19 protein-coding genes are annotated in these 26,804 nt (G+C 66.3%); 17 read left to right on the forward strand and 2 right to left on the reverse strand.

What is annotated here, in order from left to right:
• Positions 1–110 precede the first annotated feature (110 nt).
• The 6 genes from SGR02S_RS20395 (at position 111) to SGR02S_RS06260 (ending at position 9,587) form a co-directional block, all read left to right on the forward strand.
• Positions 111–1,139 (forward strand): TonB-dependent receptor plug domain-containing protein, encoded by a 1,029-nt coding sequence (locus tag SGR02S_RS20395; RefSeq protein ID WP_218000109.1) that lies wholly within the window; start codon positions 111–113, stop codon positions 1,137–1,139.
• Positions 1,027–3,003, forward strand: a complete 1,977-nt coding sequence (locus tag SGR02S_RS06240; protein WP_218000110.1) for a TonB-dependent receptor domain-containing protein — start codon at positions 1,027–1,029, stop codon at positions 3,001–3,003. Before SGR02S_RS20395 ends, SGR02S_RS06240 begins: the two co-directional genes overlap by 113 nt.
• Before the next feature lie 62 nt (positions 3,004–3,065).
• Positions 3,066–4,604 carry an AbgT family transporter gene (locus tag SGR02S_RS06245; RefSeq protein ID WP_067106813.1) on the forward strand — a complete coding sequence of 513 codons (1,539 nt, stop codon included), beginning with the start codon at positions 3,066–3,068 and terminating at the stop codon, positions 4,602–4,604.
• Positions 4,601–6,433: a CocE/NonD family hydrolase gene (locus SGR02S_RS06250; RefSeq protein ID WP_218000111.1), complete on the forward strand. Its 1,833-nt coding sequence runs from the start codon at positions 4,601–4,603 to the stop codon at positions 6,431–6,433. The genes SGR02S_RS06245 and SGR02S_RS06250 overlap by 4 nt, the downstream gene beginning before the upstream one ends.
• 2 nt (positions 6,434–6,435) lie before the next feature.
• Complete coding sequence (locus SGR02S_RS06255; RefSeq protein ID WP_067106816.1) at positions 6,436–7,383, forward strand: LysR family transcriptional regulator; 948 nt, start codon at positions 6,436–6,438, stop codon at positions 7,381–7,383.
• A gap of 176 nt (positions 7,384–7,559) precedes the next feature.
• A complete protein-coding gene (locus SGR02S_RS06260; protein WP_067106819.1) occupies positions 7,560–9,587 on the forward strand; it encodes a TonB-dependent receptor plug domain-containing protein in 2,028 nt (675 codons plus the stop codon).
• A gap of 6 nt (positions 9,588–9,593) precedes the next feature.
• On the opposite strand, the gene SGR02S_RS06265 is transcribed toward SGR02S_RS06260, so the two are convergent.
• Positions 9,594–10,823, reverse strand: coding sequence for a histidine-type phosphatase (locus SGR02S_RS06265; protein ID WP_169799649.1), 1,230 nt, complete (start codon positions 10,821–10,823; stop codon positions 9,594–9,596).
• Between the two features lie 136 nt (positions 10,824–10,959).
• On the opposite strand from SGR02S_RS06265, the gene SGR02S_RS06270 reads away from it, so the two are divergent.
• The 4 genes from SGR02S_RS06270 to SGR02S_RS06285 all read left to right on the forward strand — a co-directional run bounded on the left by SGR02S_RS06270 (position 10,960) and on the right by SGR02S_RS06285 (position 15,984).
• Positions 10,960–11,274: a PepSY domain-containing protein gene (locus tag SGR02S_RS06270; protein WP_067106825.1), complete on the forward strand. Its 315-nt coding sequence runs from the start codon at positions 10,960–10,962 to the stop codon at positions 11,272–11,274.
• On the forward strand, positions 11,274–11,939 hold the full coding sequence (locus SGR02S_RS06275; RefSeq protein ID WP_067106828.1) for a response regulator transcription factor: 666 nt from the start codon (positions 11,274–11,276) through the stop codon (positions 11,937–11,939). Before SGR02S_RS06270 ends, SGR02S_RS06275 begins: the two co-directional genes overlap by 1 nt.
• A gap of 41 nt (positions 11,940–11,980) precedes the next feature.
• Entirely contained in the window at positions 11,981–13,273 is a 1,293-nt protein-coding gene (locus SGR02S_RS06280; protein WP_067106831.1) for a sensor histidine kinase, read from the forward strand.
• 224 nt (positions 13,274–13,497) lie between these two features.
• Entirely contained in the window at positions 13,498–15,984 is a 2,487-nt protein-coding gene (locus tag SGR02S_RS06285; protein ID WP_067106833.1) for a TonB-dependent receptor, read from the forward strand.
• Positions 15,985–16,292: 308 nt separating this feature from the next.
• Here the strand turns inward: SGR02S_RS06285 and iolG are convergent, their stop codons facing one another.
• Positions 16,293–17,276, reverse strand: a complete 984-nt coding sequence (iolG, locus tag SGR02S_RS06290; RefSeq protein WP_067106836.1) for an inositol 2-dehydrogenase — start codon at positions 17,274–17,276, stop codon at positions 16,293–16,295.
• A 147-nt stretch (positions 17,277–17,423) separates the two neighbouring features.
• Between iolG and SGR02S_RS06295 the strand changes: the two genes are divergently transcribed.
• From SGR02S_RS06295 to SGR02S_RS06325, 7 genes are all read left to right on the forward strand, one after another.
• Positions 17,424–18,296, forward strand: a complete 873-nt coding sequence (locus tag SGR02S_RS06295; protein ID WP_212598182.1) for a MurR/RpiR family transcriptional regulator — start codon at positions 17,424–17,426, stop codon at positions 18,294–18,296.
• A gap of 79 nt (positions 18,297–18,375) precedes the next feature.
• Positions 18,376–20,331 (forward strand): bifunctional 5-dehydro-2-deoxygluconokinase/5-dehydro-2-deoxyphosphogluconate aldolase, encoded by a 1,956-nt coding sequence (locus SGR02S_RS06300; protein ID WP_255211404.1) that lies wholly within the window; start codon positions 18,376–18,378, stop codon positions 20,329–20,331.
• Positions 20,328–22,163 (forward strand): 3D-(3,5/4)-trihydroxycyclohexane-1,2-dione acylhydrolase (decyclizing), encoded by a 1,836-nt coding sequence (gene iolD, locus SGR02S_RS06305; RefSeq protein WP_067106842.1) that lies wholly within the window; start codon positions 20,328–20,330, stop codon positions 22,161–22,163. Before SGR02S_RS06300 ends, iolD begins: the two co-directional genes overlap by 4 nt.
• Positions 22,160–23,053 carry a myo-inosose-2 dehydratase gene (iolE, locus tag SGR02S_RS06310; protein ID WP_067106844.1) on the forward strand — a complete coding sequence of 298 codons (894 nt, stop codon included), beginning with the start codon at positions 22,160–22,162 and terminating at the stop codon, positions 23,051–23,053. The genes iolD and iolE overlap by 4 nt, the downstream gene beginning before the upstream one ends.
• On the forward strand, positions 23,053–23,844 hold the full coding sequence (gene iolB / locus SGR02S_RS06315; RefSeq protein WP_067106849.1) for a 5-deoxy-glucuronate isomerase: 792 nt from the start codon (positions 23,053–23,055) through the stop codon (positions 23,842–23,844). Before iolE ends, iolB begins: the two co-directional genes overlap by 1 nt.
• Positions 23,845–23,853: 9 nt before the next feature.
• Positions 23,854–25,362 (forward strand): CoA-acylating methylmalonate-semialdehyde dehydrogenase, encoded by a 1,509-nt coding sequence (locus SGR02S_RS06320; RefSeq protein ID WP_067106852.1) that lies wholly within the window; start codon positions 23,854–23,856, stop codon positions 25,360–25,362.
• A 97-nt stretch (positions 25,363–25,459) separates the two neighbouring features.
• Complete coding sequence (locus tag SGR02S_RS06325) at positions 25,460–26,794, forward strand: MFS transporter (RefSeq protein ID WP_067106855.1); 1,335 nt, start codon at positions 25,460–25,462, stop codon at positions 26,792–26,794.
• Positions 26,795–26,804 lie beyond the last annotated feature (10 nt).

Below are 26,804 nucleotides of genomic sequence, written 5' to 3' on the forward strand. Positions count from 1 at the left end.
GGGGCAATCTCATGCACTTTCGTTATGATCGCATCCGCGAGCGTCATAATATTTTTCGCCGCCGCGCTTCCTCCTAAGCCGATGCACGAATCACAAACCTGGGGGACATCATGATCATCGCATCCGCTCGCTTCGCTCGGCGCCGTCATCTGGCCAAACTGGCTGCCGCCGCTGGAATCAGCCTCGGCGCCCTGGCCTGGCCGACGCTCGCGCAGGCGCAGGCATCGGGCGATGAAGCGGCCACGGCGTCGGGCAGCGGCGACATCATCGTCACCGGGTCGCGCATCGGGCGCAAGGATGCCGATTCGGTCGGGCCGATCCTGACGCTGACGTCGGAGGACATCATCAAGTCGGGCACCTCGTCGATCGGCGACCTGCTCCAGAAGCTGCCGTCGGCGGGGGTCAGCCTCAATTCGAACGGCACGCAGGGCACCTCCTACGGCGCAAGCTCGATCAACCTGCGCTATCTGGGCGGCGCGGAGGGCAGCGGCAATCGCGTCCTCGTGCTCGTCGACGGCCATCGCTGGGTCGACGGCGTCGGCCAGCGCGGTTTCCGCGACTTCGTCGATCTCAACACCATGCCGCAGGGGATGATCGACGGCATCGAGATATTGAAGGACGGCGCCTCGGCGATCTACGGCGCCGACGCGATCGCGGGCGTCGTCAACATCAAGACGGTGCAGCCGTTCGACGGGCTGCGCGGGTCGGTTCGCGCCGGGATCACCAGCCATGGCGACGGCGCCGAACTGGGGGGCAAGCTGACGGTCGGCAAGACCTGGGACCGCGCCTCGATCATCCTGTCGGGCAGCTATTCGCGAACGCGCTCGATCCGCACCGACGCGCGCAAGCTGACGACGCAGACGCTGGTGCCGCAGACCGCGGTCGGCAACAATCCCAACGGCCTGTTCATCCTGCCCGGCCTCGCGAACAACGGCTATTTCGGCACCGCGGCGGGATTCGCCAGCTCCGCCAATCCGATCGTGCTCAATCCGGGCGCGGCGATCGGCGCGGGCAATCTGGCCGACAATGCCTTTCACGTCGGCGCGCTGCCGGGGCGACGCCTACAACACGCAGGCGCAGGGCATCTATTCGGCGGGGCCGTCGGAACGCTACGGCGTCTACGGCCGCTTCGACTATGAACTGGCCGACGACGTCACGATCCGGATCGACGGCGTCTACAACCGGCGCAAGTCGAACCAGCTTTTCTCGCCCGTGCTGCTCGACGTCGGCGGCACCGCGGGAACGGTGCGCGGCTTCGCGATCCCGAACAATCAGGCGTATAATCCCTTCGGCACCGCCAACGGCGTTCCGGCCGCCAATGCGCTCGCCTTCGGCGCCAACAGCGCGTGGCGCATCCGCAAGGTGATGACCGACGTCGGCAACCGCAACAATGTGCAGGATGTCGAGACGATCCGCCTGTCGGTCGGCGTCGACGGCAGCGTCGCGATCGGCGGCGGCGAATGGCGCTGGGACGTCTTCGGTTCCTATGCGAAGAACAGCATCCACACGATGGCGGAAAACGGCATCAACTACGACAATCTGTTCCTCGGCCTCGGCTCGCCCGCGATCTGCGCCGCGACGGCGGGCTGCGTGCCGATCAACCTGTTCGCCCCGATGACCGAGGCGCAGGCGGCCTATATCCGCTACACGACGCGCGAGTATAACCGCACCGAACTCTACAACGCCGCCTTCAACGTCACCGGCAACCTGTTCGACCTGCCCGCGGGGCCCGTCGCGCTCGCGGTCGGCTACGAATATCGCCAGAACCGCGGCTTCGACGCCCCCGACGCCTACGTCAACGCCGCGTCGCGTTTCCTGGCGTCGCAATATGCGACGACAACCTCGCAGACGCGCACCGCGACGGTCGGCAGCTATGACCTGCACGAGGCCTATGCCGAGCTCAACGTGCCGATCTTCCGCGACCAGCCCTTCGCCGAAAGCCTCGAACTGAGCCTGGCCGGCCGCTATTCGGACTATTCGACCGTCGGCAACAAGGTGACGCTGAAGGCCGGCGTCGGCTATCGCCCGATCGAGGATATCCTGTTCCGCGGCACCTATTCGCAGGGCTTCCGCGCGCCGTCGATCCTCGAACTCTATCAGGGCGCGCGCCAGACGAGCTTCCAGGGCAACGATCCCTGCAACGGCGGCGCGGCGGCCAATCCGGGGCTGCCCGGCTGCGCGGGCGTGCCGGCGGGCTACAACCAGATCAACTATAATCTCAACGGTCTGATTCCCGGCGTGATCAGCGGCAACACCAGCCTGAAGCCCGAAACCGCCGATACGTTCAGCGCCGGGGTCGCCATCTCGCCGCGCGGCGTGCGCGGGCTGTCGCTGACGGTCGATTACTACAAGATCAAGATCAAGGACGCGATCGCGTCGCAGACGCCGACCCAGATCATGCAGCTTTGCGCGGTGCGCGGCGGCGTCTTCTGCGACCTCGTCAGCCGCGATGCGGGAACCGGCGCGATCCTCGAACTGCTGCAGGGCGCGCAGAACCTCAACTCGATCACCACCGACGGGGTCGACGCGACGCTGCGCTACGATTTCAGCACGGGCATCGGGCGCATCTCGGCGGTGGTCGACGCCTCCTGGCTCCATTCGTTCAAGACGACCGCGCCCAATCCGGCGGGCGGCGCCCCGATCGTCGACGAACGCGCGGGGCGTGGCGATTCGCCGCGCGCGACCTATCCGCACTGGAAGGGACAGGCCTCGCTCGGCTGGACCGGCGACACTGCCGACGCGACGCTGCGCGCGCGCTACATCGGCCCGACCACCGACGTCGTGAACGCGGTCAAGGATGCGCGGACGCGGTCGATCGTCTACACCGACCTCGAAATCGGCTTCGCCATCGCCGACGACGCGGCGCGGTTCAGCCTGGGGGTCAACAACCTGTTCGACAAGGCGCCGCCGGCTTCCTACGCCAATGCACCGATCAACTACGACATCTATACCTATGACGCGCGTGGCCGCTTCCTCTACGCCAGCTTCTCGGTGAAGATGTGATCGGACGGCCGCGCCGGAACCCTGGCGCGGCCACCGAATCGGGATTGCGGGGCGGGTCGGCGATGCCAGCGAACAGCAAGACGCAGAAATGGCTCGACCGGGTCGAGCGCTGGGGCAATGCCCTTCCCGACCCGGTCTTCATCTTCCTCGGCCTGATCGCGCTGCTCGTCGCGGTGTCGGTCGCGGCGGCACAGCTGGGCTGGAGTGCGGTCCACCCGGTCACGGGCGCGACCCTGACCGCTAGCAGCCTGCTGTCGGCCGAAAATGTCCGCAAGCTGCTGACCCTGATGCCCGAGACGATGGCGGATTTCCCGCCGCTGGGGCTGATCCTGGTCGTCATGCTCGGCGCGGCGGTCGCCGAGCGGTCGGGGCTGTTCACCGCGCTGATGACGCGCGCGATGCGGGGCGTGTCGAACCGCTTCCTCAGCCCCGCCATCTTCCTGATCGGCCTGTTGTCGCATCAGGCGGCCGACGCGGCCTATGTCGTGCTGATCCCGCTCGCGGCGATCATCTTCGCGGCGGCGGGGCGGCATCCGTTCGCGGGCATCGCGATCGCCTATGCCGGCATTTCGGGCGCCTTCGCCGCCAATCTGCTGCCGGGACAGTTCGACGTGCTGATGCTGGGGATCACCAAATCGGCGGCGGCGCTGCTGGGCCCGGCCCCGATGCTCAATCCGCTCGGCAACTGGTATTTCACCGCGGCGCTCGGCCTGATCCTGATCCCGATCACCTGGCTGGTGAACGACCGCATCGTCGAACCGCGGCTCGGCGTCTGGACCGATCCGCCGCCCGAAGGCGACATGGAGGATGCGGCCGACCCAGCGAGCCAGCGAAAGGGCCTGCGCCGCGCCGGGATCGCGGCGCTCGTCATCGCCCTTGCCTTCGCGGCGCTGGCGCTGTGGCCTGGCTATAGCCCACTGATCGATGCGGGCGCGACGGGGCCGGCGCGCCTCGAACCCTTCTATTCCTCGCTCGTCGCGGGCTTCATGCTGCTCTTTCTCGTCTGCGGCTGGATCTATGGCGCCGCGGTCGGCACGGTCCGCTCGCACCGCGACGTCGTGAAGATGATGACCGGCGGACTGGCGACGATGACCCCGTTCCTCGTCATCGCCTTCTTCGCCGCCCATTTCATCGCGATGTTCGCCTGGTCGAACCTCGGCCCGGTGATGGCGATTAACGGCGCCGACTGGCTGCGCGCGCAGCAGCTCGCGACGCCGGTGATGCTGATCCTGCTGCTGCTGATGTCGTCGGTGTTCGACCTCGTCATCGGGTCGGCGTCGGCGAAGTGGAGCGCGATGGCACCGATCGTCGTGCCGATGCTGATGCTGCTCGGCGTCTCGCCCGAGATGACGACCGCGGCCTATCGGATGGGCGATTCGATCTTCAACATCGTCACCCCCGTCGCGTCGAACTTCGTGCTGGTGCTGGTCCTCGCCCAGCGCTGGCGCGCCGATTTCGGCGTCGGGTCGCTGATCGCGCTGATGCTGCCCTTCTCGATCGCCATCGGGCTGACGGGCCTGTGTCTCGTCGGCCTGTGGACCGGCCTCGAACTGCCGGTCGGGCCGGGCGCTCCGGCCACTTATGCGATGCCGCTTCCGTGACCGGCGTCCTCATCCCGAACGTCATGGTGCCGATGCGCGACGGCGTCCGTCTCGCCACCGATGTCTATCTTCCCGATGGCGCGATCGACGCCCCGCTGCCGGTGCTGCTCGAACGCACCCCCTATGACAAGCGCGGCACCAACCATGCCGACTTCTCCGTCGCCGACGAAGTGCCGCTTTCGAAGCCGGAGATCGCGCGGATCTTCGCGGCGAACGGCTATGCCTTCGTGCTTCAGGACTGCCGCGGCCGCTATGCCTCCGAAGGCATGTTCCGCAAATATCTGTCGGAGGCGGAGGACGGCGCCGACACGCTCGCCTGGATCATGCGCCAACCGTGGTGCAACGGCCGGATCGGCACGCTCGGCCTGTCCTACAGCGCGCATGTCCAGGCGGCGCTTGCGACGCTCGACCCGCCCGGTCTCGCCGCGATGTTCCTCGATTCGGGCGGTTTTTCGAGCGCTTATCACAGCGGCATCCGTCAGGGCGGCGCCTATGAGCTCAAGCAGCTCACCTGGGCGCTGAAACACGCGCAGCTCGCGCCCGAGACGATGGCCGATCCCGCGCGCCGCGCGGCGCTCGAGGCCGTCGACATCCGCCGGTGGATCGGGGTCGAGAAATGGCGGCCCGGCCATTCGCCGATCAGCGCCGCCCCCGAATATGAGGATTTCATCCTCGAACAATGGAATGAGGAGGGATTCTCCGACTTCTGGAAACAGCGCGGCATCTATGCCCGCGGCTGGTACGACGCCTTCGCCGACGTGCCGATGGTGCATATGTCGAGCTGGTACGATCCCTATGCGCTGACCGCGGTCGAGAATTTCGTCGGGCTGTCGCAGCGCAAGCGCGGCCCGGTGAAGCTGATCATGGGGCCGTGGACCCACGGCAAGCGCTCGCTCACCTGGTCGGGCGATGCCGATTTCGGCCCGCAATCGACGCTCGATCATCTGTTCGGCGACTATGTCGCGCTGCGCCGGCGCTGGTTCGACCGCCACCTGAAGCGCGAGGGCGCCGATCCGCTGCCCGAGCCCGTCTATCTCTTCACCATGGGCGGCGGGTCGGGACGGCGGCTGCCGAGCGGGCGTCTCGACCACGGCGGGCGCTGGCGCACCGCGCCGGCATGGCCGCCGCCCGACATGGCGATGACCCCCTTCCACCTGCATCCCGACGGCGGCCTCCGCGCACAGCCTCCGGCCGCGCCGGGCCGCCGCAGCTTCGTCCACAATCCGCGTCATCCGGTGCCGACGATCGGCGGCGCCATCGCGTCGGGCGCGCCGGTGATGGAGGCGGGCGGCTACGATCAACGCGAGGCTGCGGCCTTCTTCGGCGCCCGCGAACCATGGCGGCCGCTCGCCGAGCGGTCCGATCTGCTCGTCTTCGAAACCCCGGCGCTCGATACCGACGTCGAACTGACGGGACAGGCGGTCGCCGATCTGTTCGTGAGCTCGACCGCCGCCGACACCGACATCACGATCAAAATCGTTGATGTTTATCCGCCGAACGCCGACTATCCGGACGGCTATGCGCTCAATATCGCGCACGGCATCTTGCGGATGCGGTTCCGGGATTCGTTCGAGGCGCCCGAACCGATGGAGCCCGGAAAGGTCTATCGCGTGCGGATCGCCTCTTTCCCGATGAGTAACCTGTTCGCGAAGGGGCATCGCATCCGCGTCGAGATCGCGGGCAGCAATTTCCCGCATTTCGACATCAACCCCAATGTCGACTGGCGCGTGCCCGGCCTGTCGCCGGTCGCGGCTGAAAACAGCGTGCATCTGGGACCGCGCGCGGGGTCGCGCCTCCTGCTGCCCGTCGTCCCTGCAAGGGCGGGCTGAGGATGCGCAAGCCGCTGGCACCCGCGGGCGTCGAGCCCGACAAGGATGTCAGCTTCCGCGCGCTGCGCGTCTTTGCCGAGATCATGCGAACCGGCTCCGCGACCGCCGCCGGCAAGCGGCTTTCGCTGTCGCAGCCCGCGGTCAGCCGCCTGATCGCGCAGCTTGAGGCGCAGGTGGGCTTCGACCTCTTCTATCGCGACCGCGGCAAGCTGGTTCCCACCGCCGACGGGGTCAAGCTGCTGCAGGAGGTCGAACTGACGCTCGCCAGCCTCGACCGCTTCAACAGCCTGGTGCGCGACATCGCCGGCTATTCGGCCGGAACCGTCCGCATCGTCGCGCCGCCGAGCTTTGCCGAAGGGGTGCTGCCCGACATCGTCTCGCGCTTTCGCGAGCGCTTTCCGGGGGTCGAATTCAACATCGATTCGCGCAGCGTCGAAACCGCGCGGACGATGATCGCGATGCGCTACGTCGACTGTGGCTTCGTGAAGCTGCCGATCGACGAGAGCGACCTGGCGGTCGAGCGGATCGTGGCGAACGGTTCGGTGTGCGTGATGCGCCGCGATCATCCGCTGGCGGCGCTCGCCGCCGTCACGCCCGCCGACATCGGCCAGCATCCGCTGATCCTGCTCGGCGCCGGCCGTTATTGGCGCACGCAGGTCGATGCCGCCTTCGCGGCTTTCGGCCTGCGCCCGGTGGTCGCCATCGAAACGCACACCCACGGATCGGCGTGCGCGCTCGCGGCGCGCGGCAACGGCATGGCGATCCTGAATGCACTGCTCGTGAAGCCCTATCTGGACCCGGCGCTGGTAACGCGCCCCTTCGATCCGCCGATCACGCACGAATATGCCTTCGCCGTGTCGAACGTATCGCGCCCGTCGCGCCTGACCGAGGAATTCCGGAAAGAGGTCCGCCGCTATTTCGACGCCCGCGCGTCGCAGCCCGCGGGCTGAACGCGGATCACCGACGGGCCACGGCTACGGACCTGGGCTGGCCAGGTTACTGAGGCCCAGGATTTCTGAAACTGACGCCGAACTGACATGGACCGACGAGCAGATGTCAGTGGGACGGGTGCAATGGACCTTACGAGGGCGGGCGAGGTGGCCGCCTGTCGGAGGATCGGCGCCGCATGGGTCATGGCATTCGCATCGCGCTGCTTCTGTGGGCCGGGTCCGGCGCCATCGCGCCGGCGGCGGGGCAGGACGGCGGGGACGCTGGCAACCCGGTTTACGACCAGCGCTTCTTCGACCGGACGCAACCCTCGAACGCTTACGAGATGGTGGCGCTGCTTCCGGCCTTCACGATCGCCGAAGGCAATGCGGACGTGCGCGGCTATTCGGGCGTTGCGGGCAATGTCCTGATCGACGGGCAGCGCCCCGCCGGAAAGACCGACACGCTCGAAGCGATCCTGAAGCGGCTTCCCGCGGCGCGCGTCGCCCGCATCGAACTGATACGCGCCGGGACGGCGGGCTACGACATGCAGGGCTATGCGCTGCTCGCCAACATCATCCTGGTGAAGACGGGCACGATCGGCGGCCGGATCGAGGCAGAGCAGGCGCTCTACCGGCACGGCCTGCGCGCGCCGCGCGTTTCGGCGCAGGCGACGTTCGACGGGCGCGGGCGGGTGACCGACCTCTTCGCCACCGTCTATCGCGAGATCGACGACGAGCATGGTTTCGGCGTCCGCAACCGCTTTGCGAGCGACGGCACGCCGCTGCGCCTCGTCGATTATGCGCAGCCCGAGGGCGCCGACATCGCGCAGGCGACGCTCGCCTATCGCCAGCCGCTGCTCGGCGGGACGCTTCGTCTCAACGGGCTGATCCAGGACAAACGCAAATTCGCCGATATCGCCCATGCCGTCACTTTCCCCGCGCCCGATGCCATCGTCGGCAGCGAGCGCAAGCATGCGCGCACCTATGAAGCGGGCGTGCGCTACGAACGCGCGCTCGGTCCCGCGGACGATCTCGAGCTGGTCGGAAGCTATCGGTCGGTGGCGACGGTCGGCCTCGATCGCGAATCGACCGCGTCGGAAAGCAGCGTCTCGGACGAGCGTTCGAACGCCAGCGAAGCGATCCTGCGCGCCGCGCTCCGCCACCACCGGGGCGGCGCGACGATCGAGATCGGCGCCGAGGGCGCGGTTAACAGTCTCGATGGCCGGAATGCGTTGATAGAGGACGGCGAGCCGGTTCCGCTGCCCCAGGCCAACGTCCGGGTTGCCGAACGCCGCGCCGAATTGTTCGTGACCGCCAGCCGTCCGCTCGGCGCGCGGACCGTCGCGGAGTTCGGCATCAGATACGAAATGTCCCGCCTGTCGCAGGCGGGCGACATCGACCTCGTCAAATCCTTCGCCTTCTGGAAACCGCGCGCGCGGCTTGTCTGGACGCCGACGCCGAACCGGACGTTTCGCCTGCTGGCCGAGCGCGCGGTCGGCCAGCTCGATTTCGACGATTTCGTCGGCGCCGCGTCCTTGACCAGCGGAACGATCAGCGCCGGCAATGCCGATCTGGAGCCCGACAGCCTCTGGCGCATCGAGCTGAGCTACGAACGCCGCTTCGGCGCCGGATCCGTCACCGTTGCCGCGCGCCGCGAATGGATATCCGATCTGGTCGACCAGCTTCCCGTCGTCGTCGATGGGACCCTGTACGACGCGGTCGGCAATATCGGCGCGGCACGCCGCGATACCGTCGAAGCGTCGCTCAAATGGCCGCTGGACGCGTTTGGCGCCAGGGGGGTCGTGGTGACTGCCGATCTCGTCGCGCGGCGCGGCCGGGCGACCGATCCCGCGACCGGCGAGCGGCGGCCCATCTCGGGCGACCTTCCGGTCGAGGCGCGGGTGGCGTTGACCCATGACATTCCGGCGTGGAAGCTGCGCTGGGGCGGCGGCTATGCCTTCGCGCGCACCGAGACCGCGTTCAAGGTCGAGGAGGTCGAGGCCGATCGTCTGGCCGGGCGGCTCGATCTGTTCATCGAATATCGCCCCGATGCGCGCTGGACGCTTCGCCTGTTCGGCCGGAATCTGACCGACAGCGCCGCGACGCGGACGCGCGACATCTATGCCGGCGTCCGCGGCGACGCCGCGCTGCGCTATCGCGAACTGCGGGTGCTGCGCAGCGGCCGCTCTATCGGGTTGACCGTCCAGCGCAGCTTCGGCGGATAGGCCGTCTTATCCGCGCGGCGCGGCGATCCGGGCGAAATCGCTCCAGCTGCACGCGGTCGCCGCGACCGAATCGCCGCACCCCGGAATGGGGAGATAGCGGCGGAACAGGGCATCGTCCGATCCCAGCGCTTCGAGGTTCCTCAACTGGTCCATCGTCTGCGCGCGATAGAAAGCGCGGACATAGCGGTCGCCCCTGGCATTGCTGACCAGCTCGAACCCCAGCGCGCTGCCGGGCGGAACTTCGTCGGCGGGATAGCTCGGCACCTGCCAGTGCAGGTCGAAGAAACCGCCGAGGTCGGCGACGTTGGTGTCGTGTCCGGCAAGTAACGTCAGCCGCGCCGGATTCCGGTCACCGAGCGCCGTGACGATCTCGTGCACGATGGGCGCGGCAGCGGCAGCAGCGATATAGCCGGGACGGTTCGAATAACGGAACTTGAGCGGGTGGAAGCGCAGCAATTGCTCGATCTCGGCGCGGCTCACGCGGCCCCAGCCGACTTCGGCCATCGGCTTGCCTTCCAGATATTCGAGCAGCAGCGTCTGGCTGGCCGTCGATGCGACGGCGAGCGGGCCTTCGAGATCGGGACGATCGTGCGGCTGCGCGACCAGCCGGCTGGGTTCGGCGACGAGCGGACAGGCCGGCACGGCGCAATTCAGCACTTTCGCGAGCAGCGTCAGTTCGCCGCGATGGCGTTCGGTCTCGGCGGCGAGTCCGCCTTCGGGCGCTTGCGCCAGCGCCGCGTCATAGGCGCGATTGCCGTCGAACGACGCCGGGCCGCTGTCGAGACCATGAAAGATCGCGTCGTCGTCGGAACCGGCGGGGTGGGATATCGCCGCTGCGCAGCCGGGCATGAAGCCCGCCGCCCAGCTTCGCGCCGTTTCGATCGTGCGCTCCTTGTAACTCGCCTTCAGGACGATCGTGCCGGGCGCGGGGCATCCGCCGGGAAACAGACCGCGGGCGCCGAAATAGGCGCGGTCGCTTTCGCCGAGAAGCTTGACGCCCGCCGCGCCGCGCGGCGTCAACAGGCCGAAATCGACGGGCCAGCCGGACCATGTCTCGGACGAATAGCCCGGCGGGACGACGGCGGGCTTCGTCGGCGGACGGATGCCGTGCCGCATCAGCATTACGACCTTCTCCAGCTTCAGCGATGGCTGGCTGGCGGGGGGCGTGTCGGCGCCCGGCCCGGGCGCGGCGCAGGCCGCCAGCAGTGCGGTGGATAACAGCAGGATGCGCTTCACGGGCCTCTCCATTGTGGAATAAATTTATCGACACTATATAAATAGGAAAATTTATTTCATCAATGCCATTTGCCGATCCGCCCGTGCGGTCGGTGACGTCAGCTTCCTATCAGCGGCCTTGTGGCAGGGAGGGCGTATGAAAAAGACACTCCTCCTTGCGGTCGCTGTGACCGCTCTCACCGTCCCCGTCGCGATCTCCGCAAAGGACAAGGATGACAAGGCCGACCAACGCGCGGCGAGCGCCGCGCTGGCGCGCGGCGAAATCCTGCCGATCACCCGCGTCCTGGCGATCGCGACCGAGCGCGTCCCGGGCGACGTGCTCAAGGTCAAGCTGGAACGCGAATCCTTCGGGTTCAAATATGAGGTGAAAATCCTGACCGGCGGCGGCAGGGTGCGCGAGGTCGAAATCGACGCTAGGACCGGCCGGGTGATCAAGATCGAGGATGATTGATGCGCGCATTGGTGGTCGAGGACGACCCGGTCGTCGCTTCCGAACTTGTCCGCGGCATGACCGCGGCGGGCTTCGTCGTCGACCTTGCGGGTGACGGCCAGCAGGCGTGGTTCAACGGCGATGTCGAGGATTATGACGTCGCGATCGTCGACCTCGGCCTGCCGCGGCTCGACGGGCTGTCGGTGGTCCGGCGCTGGCGCGAGGCGGGACGGAATTTCCCCGTCCTGATCCTGTCGGCGCGGGGCGAATGGACCGACAAGGTTGCCGGGATCGAGGCGGGCGCCGACGATTATATGGCAAAGCCGTGGGCGATGGAGGAACTGGTGGCGCGCGTTCGCGGGCTGATCCGCCGTGCCGCCGGGCGGTCGAGCCCGATGATCGAGGCGGGGCCGCTGCGGATCGATACCCACCGGATGACCGCGACGCTCGACGGCGCGCTCGTCAAGCTCTCGCCGCTTGAGTATCGGCTGCTCGACTATCTCGCCCATCATGCCGGCCGCGCTGTGCCCGCGACCGAACTTTCCGATCATCTCTATGGCGACGCCGATACCGAAAACGCCAACGCGATCGAGGCCCTGATCGCGCGACTGCGGCGCAAGCTCGGCGCCGACACCATCCAGACCCGGCGCGGCTTCGGTTACGTCCTGCCGGCCGCCGCCGCGTGACGCGACGCTCGCTCCGGCTTCGGTTGATCACGGGGGCCGGTGTGGCGATCGCCCTGGCGCTGATCGTCGCCTGGTTCGCAATGACCTGGCTGTTCAACGGCCATGTCGAGCGGCGCGTCGAGGACGAACTGCTGGTTCAGGTGCGGCCGCTCCTCGCCGATCTGCAACTGGCCCATGGTGTGCCGGTTGCGGGGTCCGAGCCCGCCGATCCGCGCTTCGCGGTTCCGGCCGGTGGTCTCTACTGGCAGGCGTCGACCGCTGCCGGCGCGATCCGCTCGATTTCGCTTTGGGACAGCCATCTGCCGACCACCGTGTCGGCGCCCGCCGACCGGTGGCGGACTCGCCGCGCTGACGGCCCCTTTGGCCAGCAGCTGCTGTTGATGGAACGCGCGATTCGCCTGCAACCGCGGGAATCGCCGGTGATCGTTCAACTCGGCTACGACCTCGCCAAGCTGGCTCCGGCGCAGCGCGAGTTCGGGCGCGAGATGGCGCTGTTCCTCGCATTGCTGTGGACCGTCCTCGCGCTTGCGGCCTGGGCGCAGGTTGGGCTGGGCCTCCGCCCGCTGCGGCGCGTCGGACAGGAGGTCGAGCGGCTGCGTCGCGATGCCGGGGCGCGTCTGGGCGGCGCCTATCCCCGTGAGCTGGCGCCGCTCACCGAATCGATCGATGCACTGGCCGACGCGCGCGAAGCCGATCTGGTGCGCGCCCGCCGCCGCGCCGCCGACCTTGCGCACGGACTCAAGACGCCGCTTGCCGCGCTTGCCGCGCAAAGCGCCAGGGTGCGCGAGAGCGGGGCGACGGCGATGGCCGACGGTCTCGATTCGTCGATCGCGGCGATGCGCGCGGCGATCGGCGGCGAACTGGCGCGGACGCGGATCAGCCTCGTTCCCGAAGGGCGCAGCACGATCGCGCTGTCGCTGATCGAGCGGCTCGTCGCGGTGATCGAGCAGACCGAGGCAGGCGAGCGCGTGGCGTTTTCGCTGGCCTGTGACGAAAGCGCGACGTTGCCGCTCGCGAGCGACGATGCCGCCGAACTGCTCGGCCCCCTGCTTGAGAATGCCGCGCGCCATGCGCGCCGCCTCGTCCGTGTCGCGGTCGAAGCTACCGGCGAGCGGCGGATGCTGGTTGTCGGCGACGACGGACCCGGTCTTGATGATGCGCAGCGCGAGGAAGCGATCCTGCGCGGCGCGCGCCTCGATTCGGGCGACGAGGGTCATGGGCTCGGCCTCGCCATCGCGCGCGAACTGGCCGAGGCGTCGGGCGGCGACCTGTCTCTCGCGCGCTCGCCGCTCGGCGGGCTTGAAGTCCGCGTCGGCTGGGCGCTATCCGCCTGATCCTTCCGTCAGCCCGGTGTCAGATCGCGCGCCGCGCCGCCCGTTGCCGCGCGTCTCCGCAAGCTATTGTGCAAGATATATTCTATTTGTCTTGCAATATAGAATAATTGTGCCATTATGCTGCCCGAACGAGCGCGGCAGGGAGCCGTGCCGGGGGAGGAGAGTCCATAATGACACGGCGGTTCGGACGGGCGCTTTTGATCACGACATGTCTGGTGGTTCCGATGGCGAGTGCCTGGGCCCAGGATGCGTCGGATGCGGCGGAGCAGGGCGATGCGATCGTCGTCACCGGCCGCCGCGCCGCCGACCGCGCGGCGCTAGAAACGAAGCGAAACACCGACACGCAGGTCGACGAAGTCCGCGCCGACGACGTCGGGCGACTGCCCGACCAGAACGTCGCCGAAACGCTGCGCCGCCTGCCGGGCCTCAGCGTCGCCAACGACATGGGCGAAGGACGCTATCTGACCGTCCGCGGCGTGTCGCCCGACCTGCTCAACGTGACCTTGAACGGCCAAACCGCCGCCGCGCCCGAGCCCGACTCGCGTCAGGTGAAGCTCGACGACATCCCGTCGGCGCTGATCGGCGCAGTGACGGTGTCGAAGACGCTGACCCCCGACATGGACGCCAATGCGATCGCGGGCGCCGCCAATATCGAAACCGTGACCGCTTTCGACCGGCCGGGCACCTTCGGCAGCCTGCGCGCCGCCTATGGCAAATATGATCTGAACGGCAAGCATCCCTATGAGTTCGACGCATCGATCGGGTCGCGCTTCGGCCCCGATCGCCAGTTCGGCTTCGTCTTCGCGCTCAACTATTCGAACCGCGAGTTCGAGGCGCAGAACATCCAGTCAGGCGGCAAGTGGGAAGAGGTGGGCGGTGAATTCGTGCCGCTGCGCCAGACTCTGCGCGACTATCACACCCGCCGTCAGCGCTATGGCGCGGTCGCCAATTTCGACTGGCGCCCGACCGACGAGGTGAAGGTATTCGCTCGCTTCCTCTATTCCAAATATAAGGACAAGGAATCGCGTCCGGGCTTCCAGGTCGACCTCGACGAGGACGAGATCACCAACCAGACCGCGACCAGCGGCGATTTCGCCGCCGCCAAGGCCAAGCGTGCGCTGCGCTCGCGCGAGGAAAATTCGGACACATTCACCTCGTCGTTCGGCGGTGAATTCGATCTCGGCCCGAGTTGGCTGCGCGTCGAGGGCAGCTATACCCAGGCCAACAAGCGCGACCCGCATCGCGACGAGATCATCTTCGCGGCCAAGAAGATGACCGGGTCGTACGACCTGTCGGGATCGATCCCGCTCTATCAATCCGATCCGCCGGCGTTCGACCCGACCCAGTATAAATTCGACGAAACAAGCTATGAACATCGCCGCGCGCGCGAGGATCTTTATCAGGCGCGCGCCGATTTCCGCACCCCGATCGGCATCGGCGACGACAGCACGATTCAGATCGGCACCAAATATACGCAGCGGCGCAAGACCAACGACGAAGAATCAGTCATTTATGGCGGCTATGACGACGACTTCACGCTCGACCAGGTTGAGGGCGCGCCGATCGACAGCATCTTCAAGGGTCGCTATCCGTTCGGCGCAACGATCAGCCGTCCGAACGCCGACAGCTTCTTCCAGTCGAACCTCGCCGGGTTCGAGCTGGATGAGGAAGGCACCGTCGGCGACAGCCTTGCCGGCGACTATCTGATCCGCGAAAAGATTTTCGCCGCCTATGCGATGGCGACGCTGAAGTTCGGCACCTTCACCGCGATCCCCGGCGTCCGCATGGAAAAGACGAAGAGCAATTATGCGGCGAAGGACATTCTCGACACGACGACCGTCGCTGACCTCGGCAAGGATTACGACAGCTTCGGGTCGCAGAGTTACACCGATTTCTTCCCGGGTCTCAACCTGCGCTGGAATGCGACGCCGTCGCTCGTCCTGCGTGCCGCGGTGACGCGCGCGATCGGGCGGGCGAACTATGAACAGCTCGCGCCGACGACGGTCGTCAACACCAGCGACAATGAAGTCTCGATGGGTAATCCGAACCTGAAGCCGCTTACCTCGACCAACTACGACCTCGCGGGCGAATATTATATCGGGCGCAAGGGCATCGTCAGCATCGCCGGCTTCTATAAGACGATCCAGAATCCGATCTATTCGGCGACCACCGAGCAGAGCGGCACCTTTGCCGGACAGGCGCTCGTCGATGCGCAGGTGACGATGCCGGTCAACGCCGACAGCGCGTTCGTGAAGGGGGTCGAGATCAACGCCCAGACCGAGCTCAGCTTCCTGCCCGCGCCGCTCGACGGCTTCAGCATCGGCGGCAGCATCACCTTCGTGAAGTCGCGCGCGAAGGGTATCCCCGGCCGCGGCAACGAGCGGCTGCCGCTCGCCAGCCAGTCGAACCGGGTGGCATCGGCCTTCCTCTCCTATGAGAAGGGCGGGCTGTCGGCGCGCATCGCCTATACCCACCGCTCGGCCTATCTGCTCGAACCCGGCGAGGATACCGACACCGATCTGTATGTCGGCTCGTTCAACCAGTGGGACGCGCGCATCGGATACGACATCGTCAAGAATGTGACGATCTTCCTCGAAGGATCGAACCTCAACGACGAACCCTATCGCGTCTTCCAGGGCATTTCGTCGCGAACCGACGAAGTCGAACGCTACGGCTATTCGGTCAAGACGGGCGTCCAGTTCAAATTCTGATCCCTGCAGGGAGCACTGGACCTGGGGCCGGGGAAACCCGGCCCCTTTCTTTTGAGCGGCTTCGCATGTTTCGGCGACGCGGGCTTTGGGATGGGAAACGGTCGTCTGAGCCATGCACCGGTCTCCGTTCCCGCAGGCGGGATGGGAGACGATGGCGCCTTCCGATCGAGGCCCGGCATTCCAGGAAATCCGCACAGAGGCGCAGAGATCGCAAAGGGGCGAGCTCTTCACCTTTGCGATCTCTGCGCGAATCCCCTTCGAAACGCTTTGACGGGGCAGCGGTCGATCGATCGTTGCCTGCCAGCGAACTATAACAGTACCCGTTCCCCCGTCCGCGCCGACTGCGCCGCCGCTTCGGCCAGCGCCAGCGCCGCGACGCCGTCGCGGAAATCGACGAGCGGTACAGCGCCGTCGAGGATGTCGGCGAAATGATCGGTCTCGCGCGCGTAGGCGACCGCGTAGCGATCGAGGAAGAAATTCTGGAAGCGGTCGGCGGCGGCGCCCTCTTCGCCCCACGTCTCGACCGTCGTTTCGAGCTGGTTCTGCGCCCGGATCATGCCCTTCGATCCGAAGGCCTCGATCCGCTGGTCATAGCCATAGCCGCTGCGGCGACTCGACGAGATCATGCAGAGCCGGCCAGATGCGGTGCGCAGGATCGTCTTCGCGGTATCGGCATCGCCCGCCTCGCCGATCGCGGGATCGACGAGCACGGACGCGCTGGCAAAAACTTCCGTCACGTCCTCGCCGAGCAGCCAGCGCGCCATGTCGAAATCGTGAATGACCATATCCTTGAAGATGCCGCCCGACACTTTGACATAGTCGACCGGCGGCGGTGCGGAGTCGTGGCTGATGATGTGCAGCGTTTCGAGCGCACCGACCGCGCCGGCAGAAAGCCGCGCCTGCAATGCCGAGAAGTTCGGATCGAAGCGGCGGTTGAATGCCAGGAACAACCGCGCGTCCAGCGCCGCGAACCGCGCCGCCGATTCGCGCGCGGCGGCCAGATCCTGATCGAGCGGCTTTTCGCAGAAGATCGCCTTGCCGGCCTCGGCAGCGGCGAGGCTGTAGGGAAGATGGGTGTCGGTCGAACTCGCGACGACGACCCCCGCGACCGCCGGATCGGCCAGCGCTTCCTCGATTGTAGAGACGCGCGCGTCATATTGCGCCGCGATCGTCGTCGCCGCCTCTGGAAAGGGATCGACGACCCGCGTCAGCCGCAGGCGCGGGTTGGCGGCCAGGTTCGCCGCATGGATTTTGCCGATCCTGCCGGCGCCGATCAGTGCGATGTCGTGCATTCTATCCTCTTCCGGTTGAAACCATATTCCATGTCTATATAGTATGGAATATATATTCCATAGCGTGGAATGGGCCGCAGGGCGACAGTTGCGTTACAAGTTTTGAACAGATATTCCGTTTTTTCGGATGAATGGGGGAGAATATATTTGACCGACGTCCCAACTGCCCCCGCCTCGGCGGAGGAATTGCGCGCCGAGATCGTGAGCCGCTACGAGACGCTGAGCAAGCGGCTCAAGCAGATCGCGCGCTATATCCTCGACGAACCCAACGACATTGCGCTCGAAACGCTTGCGGTGATCGCCGACCGTTGCGGCGTCCAGCCCTCGGCGATCGTGCGCTTTGCCAAGAGCTTCGGGTTCGAGGGTGCGAGCCAGATGCAACGACTGTTCCGCGACGGTCTGCTCAGCAACAACGCCGCGCTCGGTTATTCGGAGCGCGTCCGCCAGCTCGATCAGGCAACCAGCGCCAGCGATATCGAGCCCGCGAACCTTCTCTCCGAATTTGTCGAGGGCAACAGTCTCGCGATCCAGAATCTGTTGCAGACGGTCAGCGGCGCCGACATGCGCGCGGCGGTCGATTTGCTGATGGCGGCCGATACCGTGCATGTCGCGGGCTTTCGCCGCTCCTTCCCCGTCGCCTCCTATATCGCCTATTCGCTGCTCCAGGCGGGCAAGCGCGCGGTGTTCATCGACGGAGTCGGAGGTCTCGGGCTTCAGCAGGTGCATGCGATGGGCCCCGACGACCTGCTGATCGCGATCAGCTTTCACCCCTATTCGGAAGAGACGATCGCCGTCGTCAATGCCGCCCGGGCGAGCGGCGGCCGCGTTCTCGCGATCAGCGACAGCCTGGTAAGCCCGGTCGCCAAGCCCGCAGAGCAGGTTCTTCAGATTCGTGAGGCAGAGGTGCGGAAATTCCGTTCTCTGTCCGCGTCGATGTGTCTCGCGCAGGCGCTCGTCATCAATTTTGCCTTCGAGGCGACACGCGCCGACGGTGAGGCACGCGAGGACGGCTCGGCATAGCCATTTCATTTCTGGCGCCGTGTGAAACATATGTTGCAAACATTCTAAAAGTGGAATAAGCGTTTCAGGCCAAGGAAGGATGGTCTCGAAAACGATGGCGCAACAAGGGCAGGAACGGGGCGAAGAGGACCGGCTTGACGTCGTCACGCTGGGGCGCGCGGGGATCGACCTTTACGGCGAGCAGATCGGTGGGCGGCTCGAAGATATGGCGAGCTTCGCCAAATATATCGGCGGCAGTCCCACCAATACCGCGGTCGGCGCGGCGCGCCTCGGTCTTCGCGCCGGGCTGATCACCCGCGTCGGCGCGGATCATTTCGGCCGCTTCATCGTCGAGGAGTTGAACCGCGAGGGCGTGGTGACGGACGGCGTCCGCACCGACCCCGACCGGCTGACCGCGCTTGCGATCCTCGGCATTCGCGATCCCGACACCTTTCCGCTGATCTTCTACCGTGAAAATTGTGCCGACATGGCGCTTTGCGCCGGCGACATCGATCCCGACTTCGTCGCTTCGGCGGGTGCGCTGCTGATCAACGGCACCCATCTGTCGCAGCCGGGCGTGTTCGATGCGAGCATCAAAGCCGCGACGGTGATGAAGGCCGCCGGGGGGCGCGTCGTCTTCGACATCGATTACCGCCCGGTGCTCTGGGGGCTTGCCGGCAAGGACAATGGCGAGGATCGCTTTGTCGCCGACCAGGGCGTCACCGAAGCGTTGCAGCGTGTCCTGCCGCTCTGTGACCTGATCGTCGGCACCGAAGAGGAAATCCATATCCTTGGCGGCTCGACCGACACGCTCGCGGCGCTCCGTGCGATCCGCGCGAACAGTTCCGCGCTGCTGGTCTGCAAGCGCGGCGCACAGGGATGCGTCGCCTTTCCCGATGCCGTTCCCGCGTCGCTCGATGCCGGAATCGTCGGTCGCGGCTTTCCGATCGAGGTGTTCAACGTGCTCGGCGCGGGGGATGCCTTTATGGCGGGTTTCCTGCGCGGCTGGCTCAAAGACATGCCGCTCGAAAAATGCTGTGAAATCGCCAATGCGTGCGGTGCGCTCGTCGTGTCGCGGCACGGCTGCGCCCCGGCGATGGCGTCCTGGGACGAGCTTCGGCATTTTCTCGGCGGGCAATGGCCGCACCGCCTGCGCGAGAGTGCAGAGCTCGAACAACTGCACTGGTCGACCAATCGCCACGGCGAGCGCGACGAACTGACCGTGCTCGCGATCGATCACCGCAGCCAGTTCGACGACCTGCTCGCCGAGCTCGGCGAAAGCGACGAGGCGCGGATCCATCATTTCAAGAATCTCGCGCTCGAGGCGCTTCATCGGATGGGGGCTGGCGACCCCAATTACGGCGTTCTGCTCGACGGCCGCTTCGGCGCACGCGCGCTGGAGGCGGCGGCCGATCATCCCTATTGGATCGGGCGGCCGATCGAGGTGCCCGGATCGCGCCCGCTGCTCTTCGAAGGATCGCCTGACGTCGGCATGACGCTGCGCGACTGGCCGACGAACCACGTCGTCAAATGCCTCGTTTTCTATCATCCGGACGATGATGCCGAAATGCGCGCACGGCAGGATCGGCAGTTGCTGCGCCTCTTCGATGCCTGCCGTCGCACACGCCACGAATTTCTGCTTGAAATCATCGCGTCGAAGCACGGTCCGGTCGACAGCGGCACGATCGCCTCGGTGATCGATCATGTCTATTCGCTCGGCATCTATCCCGATTGGTGGAAGCTCGAACCGACGACCGATGCCGCCGCTTGGGCCGCGAGCGAGGCGGCGATATTGCGCCACGATCCGCTCTGCCGCGGCATCGTCCTGCTCGGCCTGTCGGCGCCGCGGGACGAAGTGCTCGCGGGCATCGTCGCGGCGGCGCCTTTTTCGCTGGTCAAGGGCTTCGCGGTGGGGCGCACCATCTTTCACGATGTCGCGCAGCAATGGCTGACGGGAGCGATCGACGACGAGGCCGCCATGACCGCGCTCGGTGAAAATCTGCGCGTTCTCGCCGATGGCTGGCGCGCGGCGCGCCGTGCTAGGGTGGCGGCATGAGCGGGCATGTACGATTGACGATGGCGCAGGCGCTGACGCGCTGGCTTGCGATGCAGCGGGTCGAGGTGGACGGCGTCGAATTGCCCTATTTCGCCGGCATGTGGGCGATCTTCGGCCATGGCAATGTTGCGGGGATGGGCGAAGCGCTCGCCGGGATGGAAGACGCGCTTCCGACGTATCGTGCGCATAACGAGCAGGGCATGGCGCATGCCGCGATCGCCTTTGCCAAGGCGAGCCGCCGCCGCCGCGCGATGGCGTGCACGACCTCGATCGGTCCCGGCGCGACGAACATGGTGACCGCGGCGGCGCTCGCGCACGTCAACCGGTTGCCGGTGCTTTTCCTGCCGGGCGACGTCTACGCAAGCCGCCGTCCCGACCCGGTGCTTCAGCAGATCGAGGATTTCGCCGACGGGGCGGTGAGCGCCAACGACTGTTTCCGTCCGGTGTCGCGCTATTTCGACCGCATCACGCGGCCCGAACAGATCATCGATGCGCTGCCGCGCGCGATGGCGGTGCTGACCGACCCGGCGCTCTGCGGGCCAGTGACCCTCGCGCTCTGTCAGGATGTGCAGGCCGAGGCCTATGATTATCCCGAGAGCTTCTTCGCCCCGCGAATATGGCGTTCACGCCGGCCGCGTCCCGACCGTGCAGAACTGAATAATCTCGTCGAAGCGATCCGCACCGCGAAAACGCCGCTGATCATCGCGGGCGGCGGTGTCCTCTATTCGGAGGCCGAAGGAGTCCTCGCCGACCTCGCCGCACGGACCGGCATCCCGGTCGCCGAGACGCAGGCGGGGAAGGGCGCGCTCGTCTGGGATCATCCGCAGGCGCTTGGCAGTATCGGCGTGACCGGGACGAGCGCCGCGAACGCCGCTGCCGAAGCCGCCGACCTGATCGTCGGGGTCGGAACCCGGCTGCAGGATTTCACTACCGGGTCGCGCACGCTTTTCGCGGGCAAGCGGTTGGTGCAGATCAACATTGCGGCGCCCGACGCGATCAAGCAGGGCGCCGAAACGGTCGTCGGCGATGCGCGTGAGACACTCGAAGCCTTGGCGGAGGCGCTGGCTGACTGGCAGGTCGATGATAGGTGGCGCGCCGCGAACCGCGACGCGGTCGCTGAATGGAACGCCGCCTGGGACGCCGCGACAGCGCCAGTCAATGCGCTTCCCTCCGACGCGCAAGTGATCGGCGCGGTGTGGCGGCAGGCGGGGGACGACGCGACCGTCGTCTGCGCCGCGGGCGGCCTGCCCGGCGAACTCCACAAGCTTTGGCGGACCCACCGCCCCGGCGGCTATCATGTCGAATATGGCTTCTCGTGCATGGGCTATGAGGTCGCGGGCGGACTAGGGGTCAAGATGGCCGATCCGGCGCGTGACGTTTATGTGATGGTCGGCGACGGCAGCTATCTGATGCTCAATTCGGAGCTGGCGACCTCGGTGATGCTCGGGCGCAAGATCACCGTCATCCTGCTCGACAATCGTGGCTATGGCTGCATCAACCGACTGCAGCAGGGGACGGGCGGGCGCCCGTTCAACAATCTGCTCGCCGATGCGGCGCACGAAATCCTGCCTGACATAGACTTTGCGGCCCACGCCCGCAGTCTCGGCGCCGCGGCGGAGAAGGTCGGCGGCATCGCCGAACTCGAAGCCGCGCTCGTTCGTGCGAAGCAATCGCCGAAAAGCTATGTGATCGTCATCGACACCGATCCCGCGATCACCACCGAGGCGGGCGGCCATTGGTGGGACGTCGCGGTCCCCGAAGTGTCGGCGCGCGCCGAAGTGCAGGCCGCGCGCCGCGACTATGAAAATCGAATCGACGGAGGCAGGACATGACGATCCGCTGGGGCGTGAGCCCGATCGCCTGGTGCAACGACGACATGCGCGAACTGGGCGGCGACACGACGCTCGACGAACTGCTCGCCGATGTCCGCGACATCGGCTTCGACGGGGTCGAACTCGGGAACAAGTTCCCGCGCGATCCGGAGTTGCTTGCGCCGATCATGGCGAACTATGGCCTCGACATTGTCGGCGGCTGGTATTCGTCGAACCTGCTCGTGCGCGATGCCGATGCTGAAATCGAGGCGCTGTCGAAGCATCTTGCCTTGCTCGAATATATGGATTCGAGCGTCTTCATCCTCGCGGAAACGTCGAACGCGGTGCATTGCGACCGCTACGGCAGCCGGCTCGATACGCATCCGGTGCTTCCCGCCGCCGACTGGAAGCGGTTCGGCGAGCGGCTGGATACCGTCGCGCGCTTCATCAACGATCGCGGGCTGCGCTTCGCCTATCACCATCATCTCGGCACGGTCGTCGAGACGAAGGATGAACTCGAACGCTTCTTCGACGCGACCGGCGACCATGTCGGTCTGGTGCTCGACACGGGGCATGCGCTGTTCGGCGGGATCGAGCCCGTCGACGTGATCAAGGCGCGCCCGGAGCGCGTCGCGCACGTCCATTGCAAGGACGTCCGCACCGCCAAGTATGACGAATTCCGCGCGAACGGCACCAGCTTCCTTAACGGTGTCGTCGGCGGCATGTTCACCGCACCCGGCGACGGCGATTACGACTATGCGCCGTTCATGCGTGCGCTTGCCGACATGCACTATTCGGGCTGGATCGTGATCGAGGCCGAACAGGATCCGGCGATCGCCAACCCCCGCGACTATAGCCAGCTCGGCCTCGACACGCTGAAGCGGCTGGCGCGTGAGGAGGCGCTGGTCTGATGTCGCTTCTCGTCCATCCCCATCCGCCCGCGGGCGACGGCACGGTGCTCGACATCACGCCCGAAAGCGCGGGTTGGAAATATGTCGGCTTTCGCGTGGTCCGCCTTGCGGCGGGGGCAAGCTATAATCGCGTCGAAGACGGCCGCGAGGCGTGTGTGGTCGTGCTTACGGGGACCGTTTCGATCATGGCGGGAGGCGAGAGCTTCGAGAATATCGGCGGTCGCCAGACGGTGTTCGACGGCGCGGCGACCTCGGTCTACGTGCCCGCGGGCCATCGCTACAGGATCGAGGCCGTGTCCGATGCGGAAATCGCGATCTGCACGGCGCCGGGAACCGGGGCGGGCGCGGTGCGCCTGATTCGCTCCGATGCGGTCGAGGTACGCGGCCAGGGCACGAACAAGCGGCATGTCCGGAACATCCTGTCCGATGCCGATGCCGCCGAAAGCCTGCTTGTCGTCGAGGTGATCACGCCCGGGGGGCACTGGTCGAGCTACCCGCCGCACAAGCACGACCGCGACGCCTACCCCGAGGAGACTTTCCTCGAGGAGACCTATTACCACCGCCTCTCACCATCGCAGGGTTTTGCCTTCCAGCGGGTCTATACCGACGAGCGCGACATCGACGAGACGATGGCGGTCGAGGATGGCGATGTCGTGATGGTGCCGCGCGGCTATCATCCGGTCGGCGCGCCGCATGGCTATGATCTTTATTATCTGAACGTGATGGCGGGACCCCGGCGCAACTGGGTGTTCCGCAACGACCCCGCGCACGAGTGGATCGTGCGCCAGTAAGGAAGAGCGATGAGACAGATTGACCCCTTCATCGCCGGCGATGCCGCCGGCGGCGGTTCCGTGCGCCCGGAAAACGGACGCGCCGGCGATGTGTTCAACCCGAGCACCGGACAGGTCCAGGCACGCGTCGCTTTCTCCACCGCCGCCGATCTCGACCGCGCGGTCGTCGCGGCCGCCGCGGCGCAGCCCGGTTGGGCGGCGACCAATCCGCAGCGCCGCGCGCGCGTCCTGTTCCGTTTCCGCGAACTGCTCGAGGCGAACATGCAGGATCTCGCGGAACTGCTGGCGAGCGAGCATGGCAAGGTCGTCGCCGACGCGCGGGGCGACGTTCTGCGCGGGCTGGAAGTGATCGAATTTTCGTGCGGCATCCCGCATGCGATGAAGGGCGAATATACGCAGGGTGCCGGACCGGGAATCGACGTCTATGCCATGCGTCAGCCCCTCGGCGTGGTCGCGGGTATCACGCCATTCAACTTTCCCGCGATGATCCCGATGTGGATGTTCGGCCCCGCGATCGCGGCAGGCAACGCCTTCATCCTCAAGCCCAGCGAACGCGACCCGTCGGTGCCGGTGCGCCTCGCCGAACTGATGCTTGAGGCCGGGCTGCCCGAAGGCATCCTCCAGGTCGTCCACGGCGACAAGGAAATGGTCGACGCAATCCTGGATCATCCGGCGATTTCGGCGGTCAGCTTCGTGGGATCCTCCGACATCGCGCACTATGTCTATGGGCGCGGTGCCGCTGCCGGCAAGCGTGTGCAGGCGATGGGCGGCGCCAAGAATCACGGCATCGTCATGCCCGACGCCGACCTCGACCAGGTGGTGCACGATCTGTGCGGCGCCGCCTTCGGTTCGGCAGGCGAGCGCTGCATGGCGCTGCCCGTCGTGGTGCCGGTCGGCGACGCGACCGCCGACGCGCTTCGCGAGCGACTGATCCCGGCGATGGCCGCGCTCAAGGTCGGCGTGTCGACCGATCCCGATGCGCATTATGGCCCGGTCGTCAACGCCGCGCACAAGGCGCGTATCGAGGACTGGATCCAGACCGGGGTCGATGAAGGCGCCGAACTGGTCGTCGATGGCCGCGGTCTGGTCCTGCAGGGACATGAGCACGGATTCTTCGTCGGCCCAACGCTGTTCGACCGCGTCACGACTGCCATGCGCGCCTATCGCGAGGAAATCTTCGGCCCGGTGCTGCAGATCGTCCGCGCCCCCGATTTCGAGACCGCTTTGCGCCTGCCGAGCGCACACCAATATGGCAATGGCGTGTCGATCTTCACGCGCAATGGTCACGCCGCGCGCGAATTCGCGCAGCGCGTCAATGTCGGCATGGTCGGCATCAACGTGCCGATCCCGGTGCCGGTCGCCTATCATAGCTTCGGCGGCTGGAAGCGCTCGGGTTTCGGCGACACCAATCAATATGGGATGGAGGGCGTGCGCTTCTGGACGAAGGTCAAGACGGTAACCCAGCGCTGGCCCGATGGCGGCGAAGGGGACAACGCCTTTCTCATTCCCACCTCCTGAGCAAAAACGAAACAAATCTTCCATTCTTATATAAAATGAAATAGCATCATGTCCGGACACCCGAAACAACAGGGGCGCCGGATGCGGGAGAGAGGCGATGCTCAGATATTTCGCGACGGGTCCGGACCTGCCGGTCAGAACCGACGACGGCGTCGACGGCGCGTTCCGGCGCTATCGGATGCGGATCATCATGGCGATCACGCTTGCCTATGCCGTCAGTTATACGTGCCGGCTCGCGATCAATATCGTCAAGAAGCCGCTGATCGATCAGGGTATCTTCACCCCGCTCGAACTCGGCATGATCGGCTCGGCGCTGTTTTATACTTACGCCGCCGGCAAGCTGATCAACGGCTTCGTCGCCGACCACAGCAACGTGAAGCGTCTGTTCGCGGCCGGGATGATCCTGTCGGCGCTTTGCAACATCGCGATGGGTTTCTCGACGCTGTTCTGGGCGACGCTGCTGATCTGGGGGCTCAACGGCTGGTTCCAGAGCTATGGCGCGCCGGCGTGCGTCGTCGCGCTGGCCAGCTGGTTCTCGAACCGGGAGCGCGGGCGCTATTATGGCATCTGGTCGACCGCGCATTCGATCGGCGAGGGGCTGACCTTTGCGGTCGTCTCGGCGGTCGTCGCGATCGGCGGCTGGCGGTGGGGTTTCTGGGGTCCGGGTGTCGCGGCGGTGCTCGCGGGCGTCGCGGCCTATTACGCGATGGCCGATCGGCCCCGCGCGCTCGGCTTGCCGACCGTCGCCGACTGGCGGAACGATCATTATGCCCCGCCCGCGGAGGATGTGCCTGAGCGCGGGGTGTTCGCCACCCAGCTATCGATCCTGAAAATACCGGCGGTCTGGATTCTCGCGCTGGCGAGCGCGGCCAACTATGTGACGCGCTACGCGATCAACAGCTGGGGAATCCTCTATTTGCAGGAGGCGCGTGCCTATTCGCTGGCGGAAGCGGGTGCGATGCTCACCGCCAGCACGCTGGCGGGGGTTGCGGGCGCGGTCGCCTTCGGCTTCGTCTCGGACAAATTCTTCGGCGCGCGCCGTCCGCCCGCCAATCTGCTCTTCGGGGTCATCGAACTCGTCGGGCTTTTTCTGCTGTTCTTCGGTCCCAACAATCCGGTCATCGTCTTCATAGCGGTGATCCTGTTCGGACTCGGCATGACCGGCCTCGTCACTTCGCTTGGCGGGCTGTTCGCGATCGATATCTGCCCGAAGCGCGTCGCCGGCGCCGCACTCGGCCTGGTCGGCGTGTTCAGCTATATCGGCGCGGCGGTGCAGGAACAGGTATCGGGGGCGCTGATCGACGCCAACATGCATATGATAAATGGTACGAACGTCTATGATTTCGGGCCGGTGATCTGGTTCTGGATCGGTAGTTCGGTGCTGGCGACGTTGCTGGCGACGACGCTATGGAACACGAAGCTCCGCGACTGATGGAAAAGAC

The organism is Sphingopyxis granuli NBRC 100800 (genome assembly GCF_001591045.1).
GTDB classification, from domain to species: domain Bacteria; phylum Pseudomonadota; class Alphaproteobacteria; order Sphingomonadales; family Sphingomonadaceae; genus Sphingopyxis; species Sphingopyxis granuli.